This window comes from Collinsella sp. BG-O-102 (assembly GCF_023656745.1).
Lineage (GTDB): Bacteria > Actinomycetota > Coriobacteriia > Coriobacteriales > Coriobacteriaceae > Collinsella.
The window spans coordinates 1-7,298 of the sequence record NZ_JAMOKO010000029.1; the positions used below are offsets into that span (position 1 = coordinate 1).

At 56.6% G+C, this 7,298-nt stretch carries 8 protein-coding genes and 1 pseudogene; 6 read left to right on the top strand and 3 right to left on the bottom strand.

What is annotated here, in order from left to right; genetic code table 11:
* The first annotated feature begins 627 nt into the window (after positions 1–627).
* Positions 628–1,326, top strand: coding sequence for a hypothetical protein (locus NBH09_RS09730; protein ID WP_124786471.1), 699 nt, complete (start codon positions 628–630; stop codon positions 1,324–1,326).
* A 135-nt stretch (positions 1,327–1,461) separates the two neighbouring features.
* Here NBH09_RS09730 and NBH09_RS09735 read toward each other — a convergent pair whose 3' ends face one another.
* Entirely contained in the window at positions 1,462–1,848 is a 387-nt protein-coding gene (locus NBH09_RS09735; RefSeq protein WP_124786470.1) for a hypothetical protein, read from the bottom strand.
* Between the two features lie 157 nt (positions 1,849–2,005).
* Between NBH09_RS09735 and NBH09_RS09740 the strand changes: the two genes are divergently transcribed.
* The 5 genes and pseudogenes from NBH09_RS09740 (at position 2,006) to NBH09_RS10105 (ending at position 3,370) form a co-directional block, all read left to right on the top strand.
* On the top strand, positions 2,006–2,224 hold the full coding sequence (locus tag NBH09_RS09740) for a hypothetical protein (protein ID WP_250787836.1): 219 nt from the start codon (positions 2,006–2,008) through the stop codon (positions 2,222–2,224).
* Positions 2,221–2,433, top strand: a complete 213-nt coding sequence (locus NBH09_RS09745) for an alanine racemase (RefSeq protein WP_124786468.1) — start codon at positions 2,221–2,223, stop codon at positions 2,431–2,433. The genes NBH09_RS09740 and NBH09_RS09745 overlap by 4 nt, the downstream gene beginning before the upstream one ends.
* A complete protein-coding gene (locus tag NBH09_RS09750) occupies positions 2,426–2,563 on the top strand; it encodes a hypothetical protein (RefSeq protein WP_164473322.1) in 138 nt (45 codons plus the stop codon). The genes NBH09_RS09745 and NBH09_RS09750 overlap by 8 nt, the downstream gene beginning before the upstream one ends.
* A 31-nt stretch (positions 2,564–2,594) precedes the next feature.
* A pseudogene (locus NBH09_RS09755) lies at positions 2,595–3,188 on the top strand (N-acetylmuramoyl-L-alanine amidase); the annotation flags it as partial.
* Positions 3,189–3,274: 86 nt separating this feature from the next.
* Positions 3,275–3,370 carry a hypothetical protein gene (locus NBH09_RS10105; protein WP_350446096.1) on the top strand — a complete coding sequence of 32 codons (96 nt, stop codon included), beginning with the start codon at positions 3,275–3,277 and terminating at the stop codon, positions 3,368–3,370.
* Between the two features lie 681 nt (positions 3,371–4,051).
* On the opposite strand, the gene NBH09_RS09760 is transcribed toward NBH09_RS10105, so the two are convergent.
* Positions 4,052–5,587: a serine/threonine-protein kinase gene (locus NBH09_RS09760; protein ID WP_250787837.1), complete on the bottom strand. Its 1,536-nt coding sequence runs from the start codon at positions 5,585–5,587 to the stop codon at positions 4,052–4,054.
* 730 nt (positions 5,588–6,317) lie between these two features.
* Positions 6,318–6,737, bottom strand: coding sequence for a YjdF family protein (locus NBH09_RS09765; RefSeq protein ID WP_250787838.1), 420 nt, complete (start codon positions 6,735–6,737; stop codon positions 6,318–6,320).
* Positions 6,738–7,298: the final 561 nt, after the last annotated feature.

The following is a 7,298-nucleotide window of genomic DNA, read 5'->3' on the forward strand; positions in this document are numbered from 1 at the left end:
GACATGCCGTCCTCCGATCTCCCGGGGCCGGCCGGTCCGGCCCTCAGGGTATCGGATTCCCATATTCATCCGTACATGTACGGATGAATATGGGAGGTGTTCGGATGAAGTTGCCAATCAAGGGGTTACAGAATTATGTAGAGCTCCACATAATTCTGTTGCATTTTCCAGCCTCTTGTGATACTATTTTGATACTAAGAAAATTGACAGCCGAAAATAGCAGGTAAAATATTAGCAAATTTGCGAATATTTTACCTGTAAATTCAAGAGAAATACTTCCTCATATACTTGAATTTGTCGAGTGGGAGTAGGCTGATAGGGTTCTGACCTGCACTTTTGAGTGACGCACTGTGCCGCTGAGTTTCGTTTCGTACGACAGTCATGGCAAAGCCACCAGCGACGGCGGTGAGTAAAAACGATTTCCTAGCCTCCGTTCCCGCGTTGGGACGGAGGCTTTTTCTTTGGTCTTTTACTCCCTTTCACCTGCTATTTCGCTATTTACTCCCAGTGTTTCAAGATGGCAAAGCACTGGGCGGTATTCGGAGGAATGGGAGTAAGGATTTATCCCAAGTGAGTAGACGTGCGATTTTTGTCCCCGGGCCCCGAAACGGGGACGTTTCGGGGCCCGTGAAACTCAAATCGAACTCAATGGGCGGCACCGACGGCTTCGTGCCGTTCCAGACCTCCGGCGCCTCCGTCCTCAAGCTGGGGGCGGGTGGCGTTCTGACTGACCCCGAGTACGAAGTCCGCACCTGGCTCAACGCCACGCTGTTCGCCGACGGCGAGCTCAAGATCGGGTTCGCCAAGGCCGATGCGACAGGTCGCGAGGTGCTGGCCTCCGACACGCTTTGCGCCAACGCCAAGTACGCCGCGATCCAGGCGACGCCCTGGGCTTCGTTCGGCAAGAGCGTGAAGCGCGTGACCATCGCCGCCGACACATCGAGGGTCGCCAACGTGAACCTGAACTACTGGTTCTACAGTTGCAACGCCCTGACCTCGGTCTCTGGCATGGCGAACCTGCGCGGCGTGGCCTACATGAACCGTACGTTCAACTCGTGCTCCGCGCTCACCGAGCTCGATCTGCGGGGCATGAGTCTGGCGTCGCTTTCTAGCATGCTCTACACGTTCGGTGCCTGCACCGCCCTTGAGCGCATCCTGGTCGATGCCGACTGGGGGCTGCCGAGCGGGTGCACGGGCTCTTCCACGTTCTACAACTGCAAGGCCATCGCGGGTGGCAACGGCACGACCTACGACTCTAAGCAGACGACGTACGCGATGTGCCACATCGACCGCGAGGGGCAGGCGGGCTACCTCACTGCCGGGTAGCGGCTTGGGACTGAGCATAATGGCACCCCTGGCAGCTGCGCAGGCGCCCTTCCTGCGCTGCTGCCAGGGGTGAGCGCGCCGCCCCCGTGGTGTGGGTTAGGCGATGGGATGCGGCGGCGTGTAGCGAGAACTGCTTTACTCCTCGATTTCGGAAGATAGGTGAACCTTCCCCTTTATTTGAGGCTTCTGCTTTTCGATCTGGCGATAAAGCCTGTTGTACTCGATAGCCCACGGCCTTTCGATTTTTCGCAGAGCCAGAAGGTTCATGTGGCTAGTCGTATATGCCCTTGCCTTTTCTTTGGAAAAGCCTTCGTACATCGTCAGGTATCTTGCGAAATCACGCTGGAAGAATCCTTCGTAGCGTTCCTGCGACAACAGCTGCTCCGCTTCTCCTCGAGGCAAATCCCAGTGTTTTTGCAACAGGCCCAGGATTGCTTCCGTGGATGCAGGAGTCTCGTTAAGAGCCGCTACAGCTCTCAAGAGACTTTCGTCGTACCCCTCCTCGTAAAGCCGGCTTTCCATTTCTACCTCCCGTTAGCGACTCTTTCGAACAATCGTTACTGTGCTTTTTCTTATTTTACCTCGCTTTTTATAGCAGCGATTCAGCTACCAGCTGATTTGTGACCGCAGCGGATGATGGGGCCGTTGAAGTTGGTCCATGTTCTGCTGGGAGGTCCTTGTGGAGTCTATTGCGGTGGCGCTCATCGGCGTCGTGACGCAGGTCGGGGTGATCGCGTCGAACTCGCGAAGCCGCGCGGTGATGGAGCTCAAGATTGACGAGCTCGCGCGGCGCGTTGAGAAGCACAACTGCCTCATCGAGCGCACCTACAAGCTCGAGCAGGACATGGCCGTGGTCAGGCGCGACGTTGACGCTCTTGAGGAGAGGAGCGGCAGATGAACCGTTTTCTGACGAGCAACGAGCGGCAGTGGCGCTTTATGCGCACGGTCGTCCAGGGCGTCCTGGGCGTCGTAGTGGCCAACGTCGACCTGCTCATGGGCGTGGCCGTGCTCGACCCCACGCGGCGCGCGCTGTGCGTGGCCATGGTGATGGCCGTGCTCTCGCCCGTTATTGCCGAGCTGGGAAAGGCGGGCGATTCCTATGAGTGAGTACGCAAGCGAGGAGGAGCGCTGGGAGGAGTTGCGCGAGCCCGGCTGCGAGCCCGACACGCCCAGCGACTTCAAGCCCGAGGAGGGCGAGGACGCGGGATTCAAGGAGGTCAGCGCCAATGGGGCATAGCATCCTGTTCAAGCAGTGCGGCAGCGACCGCATGACGCGCAGGCGCTCGCACGCCATCGACCGCATCGTGATCCACTACACGGCGACTCTGGCGTCGGCCCGCAACAACGCGATCTACTTCTCGCACAACGAGCGGCAGGGGTCGTCCGCCCGCTACTTCGTGGGCGACATCACCGACGAGATCTACCAGAGCGTGGCCGAGGGCGACACCGCCTGGCACGCCGGCAACTGGCTCATGAACTGCCGCAGCGTCGGCATCGAGGCCGTGAGCGCTAGCGAGGACTACAGCGAGGTCGAGGCGGGCAAGCTCGCCTGGCTCGTGCAGACCCTCATGAAGCGCTACGGCATCTCCGAGGGCGGCGTCATCCGCCGCTACGACGTGACCGACAAGATCTGCCCCGCGCCCTACATCGCCGCCGGGCGCAGGGCGGCCCTGCGCCCGCGCATCTGCCGAGGCGCCGGGTCTTCGGACACCGTGGCTGCGGGGTCTTCCGGCAGTGGCGGCTCTGCGCCCTCGGGTGACGTGGCGAGCCTGGCGTGGCGCGTCATCAACGAGGAGTTCGGCAACGGCGAGGCGCGTAAACGGGCCCTGGGCTCGCGCTACTTCGAGGTGCAGGCCGAGGTGAACCGGATTCTCTCGGCGGTGGTTCCGGCGGTTCTTCTTCGTCCGGCAGTGGCGAGGTCGACATCGACGCGCTGGCACGCACCGTCATCAACGGCGACTACGGCAACGGCGAGGAGCGCAAGCGACGGTTGGGCTCCAACTACGCCGCCGTGCAGCGCTGTGTGAGCCAGATGCTCTCGTGAGGCGGTTTCGCTAGGAGCTGGCGGAGGGCTGGCAATCGTGGCTTGCATCCCTGTGTTGCTGGCGGCGGCCGTTCTCATGCCAATCCCTTGGATGCTTGGATTGATATACAACAAATAATACTTTTTGATGAGAGGCGCAGGTCAAGTTTGGACTGCGCCTCTTTGTTTGGACGGTCGGGGGGTTACGAACAATCCTGAACGGAGCGCTTCCGAGCGTTGCGGAGTGTAAGAGACGATTTTTAAAACAGCATATTCTACCTGCGGTTTTGTTGATTATCGTTCTGAACCGTTTTGAAGTGCTCTATGGTCTCCGATTAGCTCGCGGCTAAGTCCCTGAAAAGTAAAAGGCGCCCGTGCGGGCGCCTGCCTAGGACCGAGATTCGTTCGATTGTGGTCGGAATGCTCGTCTTCCGCGGTGCTGTCGTCCGGAGTCCGGCATCTGTCGTTCGCCTCTTCTGTCGTGTTTGATGTTGCGCGTTCTGCGAGCGACCTTGCGCAGGCCTACCGGCCCGTTGCCCCAGGTGCACCCGGATAAATGGCACCCATCGGTTGGGACTCAGCTTATCGAAATCGAACTATATGGGAGCGAGCGGAAGGGTGAACGGCCTAGGGTGCAACCAAGATGCCGTCTATCGTATCGTTTTCCCTAGACGAACGCAGGCCTGCGCTGCATTAATGAATCTACACGGAGTCGTTGAGAAGGTCTTCCAGCATCGGGTCTATTCCGCTGGTGATAATATCCTCAATCAGATGCTGGGCATGGAAACGGTTGATTTGCCATGCTACATATGAAAGCGTTTGGCAGGCACGCTCCTTGATGTCGTATGGCGCCTTGCTTAAAACAATCGACTTTGCGATGTCGGCAAATGGATCGTGGTCTTCCCATGTCTTGCAGACTTGCGTCATGCTCTGGTCGATAGCATCCATGACAAAGGCCGCATTGCCGTTGTCGATTTCCGTAAATTTGACAACCGTTTTAGCGAACGCGGGGTTTGACGCTACCCGTGAGCACAGCTGCTCATCGGTCATTTCGAGAATCCATTCGGCAACCTCTCCGTCGAGGATTCCCCGTGCTGCCTTTTCCGCAAGTTTCGTTTCCCGGTCCGCATCTGCTATCGAAGACAACCTTCGCTTTATCGCGCTCAAAAACTCTGCCGCATCCTGGTATCTTTTCGACGGATCGTCTGCGGTTGCTTTTTCTACCAGCGGTCGAAGACGATGATTCGTTTTTGTCGGATGTCCGGCGAGCACGAAGTTGATAATCCTGCCCAAGGAAAAGACATCGCTCCTTTTGTCCCCATCTTTTAGATAGACAAGCTGTTCAGGTGAACAGTAGAACCACTGTCCATAATTGTTTGTGTTGGTGGTTTGGTAGGATGAAAGTGTGTTCAAGTTCTTTCCAAGCCCGAAATCGGCAATCTTCAGTTGGCCGCTCAGTAGAAAAATATTCGTGGGGCTTAGATCTCGGTGAATGTATCCGCGCGAGTGAATGGCAGCCATGGTGCCAACTATCTGCTCGATTATGGACATCTTGACTTGCTCGGATAGAGGATTGTCCATGAACTCTAGTAGCGTGGTCTCGCCGGCCTCCATCGTGTAGGAGCAATTGCTCTCGTCGAAATCAAAGACACGGAGAACCCCTGGCAGCTCCGAAAGATCATTCATTATCTCGTATTCGCGCTTGAAGCGATGGCGGTTTCTTGCATCAAGGGCTACTTCGGGCATGAGCTTTTTCAGGACTCTGCCTGTTGACTTTTGCCTGAACGCTTCGGCAAAGCCGCCTTTCCCGATCGGGATTAGATCCGAATCAATCACCACAAGCTTCATCTCGCCGTCTGTTCCGACTATCTCAAGCTCGTCGGAGATTAGTACTTGGTTGAACCGTTTCTTCGCTTTGTCCGCCCTTTCTCGGGCTTCGATTTCATCGCAGCCAAAAGTACTGACCATATACTTGAATCCAAGAACGATTGAGAAAAAACGATCGAGACGGCCGCTCGACGCAACACTGGCTATCTTTCCGGCGGCGTATCTCCATCTGGTAGGAGCGTTGCCACCTTGGTAGATGTCCCGGAAGTCAAAATGGTCATTGAAGAATGTCACTATTTGAGGGCCCGACAAGTAGTGGAACAGCTCTCCTTCGTCGCCCACGAACATCTTTGCAATAGATTCGAGCGACCGCTCGCTGAGTAATGGCATCGTTCTGTCCTCCTCGTTCATCTGTCGTCATCCTAGTCACCGGAGTGCATTCTGCCAAGGATATTTGTCTTAATGAGCTGCTATCTTTTTGTGCTCTCCGCTCATATGATTATCCGACTTTGCCTGGTTATTAATGCATCAGAAAATCGACAACCCCGTAGCTGGCATCCTCGTTAGCTCAAAGGATATTATGACGACGAGGCAATCCCGAAGCTGGCGACATCATTCGTGTAATAAGTCTTGTCACGTTTCAGGATTTCACTAACTTATAAGCAAGCCACCCGAGACTACTCACCTTTCCCGCCGATGGCGAAGCCCTGCGACCTGGGGTTTTGCGAATGTCGCGCAAGCCACCTGCGTTAATTCACCTACGATTGCAGCTGGCGGCTTGCGGGTTAAAGGGCGGTTGAGTTTCAAAACGGGCGTTTTCAGCGCTATCGAGCCTCCTAAGGCGCCCCGCTGCGCTCTTTGGGACAAAAACAAAAAATCAAAGTCCTGAGTTTGAAAAAAGTATTTGAGGCTGTCCCAGCTTTTGTCCCCGAAGCTGACGAAGCACGACATGGTGTCACCTGGCGGCACTTGGCTCGAGACGGCACCGAAAACTGGGTGCAACTGGAGTGACGGGACGGCAGAATCGACGCCATCGAGTGGGAGTAGAACAGACGTTCTGTATAACGTTATAGCACCAGGTGGCAGGCGTAGTTTCAATCGAAGCTACGCCTGCTGCTATATATACTGGTCGATAGCGGTATCAATGACCGCGATGCTTCTGTTTGCGCTTCAGTTTTCGCTGCTCGAAGCGCGCCTCCGCCTCATCCGCGCGACGCTGGCTTCTTGCTTGAGCCGATTCCCGCTTCATCGTCTCCCGCTGATTCGCGAGCGCCTGCTGCGCCTTGGTGCTCATCGCCGGCTGCTTGAGAGCTTTCGCCGCCTCGCGGGCGCGTCGCTTGGGGTTCTTCGCGGGCTTGCTTGCCTCAGCCGGTTCGCCACCGAAGAATGAGAACTTCTCCCATTTGCTTGTAACGAATTTCTGAATCTCCTCATCGGACGGTTCTGCGCCGAAGACGATGCGGGCGACGCCGTACCTTCCGTCCTCGACGTGCTCCGCCAGCCCGACCCAGAATTGGCCGTCGTGATATACGGTCAGGGTGGACGACACGCTGATCTGCATGGCTGGTTCCTCCTTTATGTAGATGACCATGCAGAGAAGGGACAACCAAGGAGGCAGGTTACTGATGCGGACTCCCGCACGCCCACGACTACCCGACGGGGACTGTGTTTTCATCTCTGGTGCCCGCATTGTAGCACGCGCGGATTTGCGATGTTGATTGCCGGCGCCTAGACGGAGATGAAGGCGGTTCGATCTAGGTCAAGCCGGTCGCTCGTTCATGAAGCGGCCGATTCCCTGAAAATAAAAGGCGCCCACGAGGACACCTACAGGCTATCTTCGAACTACTTGGTTTGGGGCAGACGGAGGAAAAAATAGGGCAGAATCGCTCTCACGATCCCGCCCCGCAAACCCGAGGGTTTCTAACTGGCTCCATTATTCCGGGCTTCTCAGTTCTGTCATTGACCCAGGTATCACCCGTCTCCTATAGCGAGTGAATATAGACGATATGAGAAAGCCATTGGGGCCGCCTCCCCCGCGGCGCAGCTTCTTTCCGCGGGCTCGGGGTGCCACAATGGGCTTTGAGTATCGGCCCGTGCGGTAGCCCTTACCGCACCTGCGGGG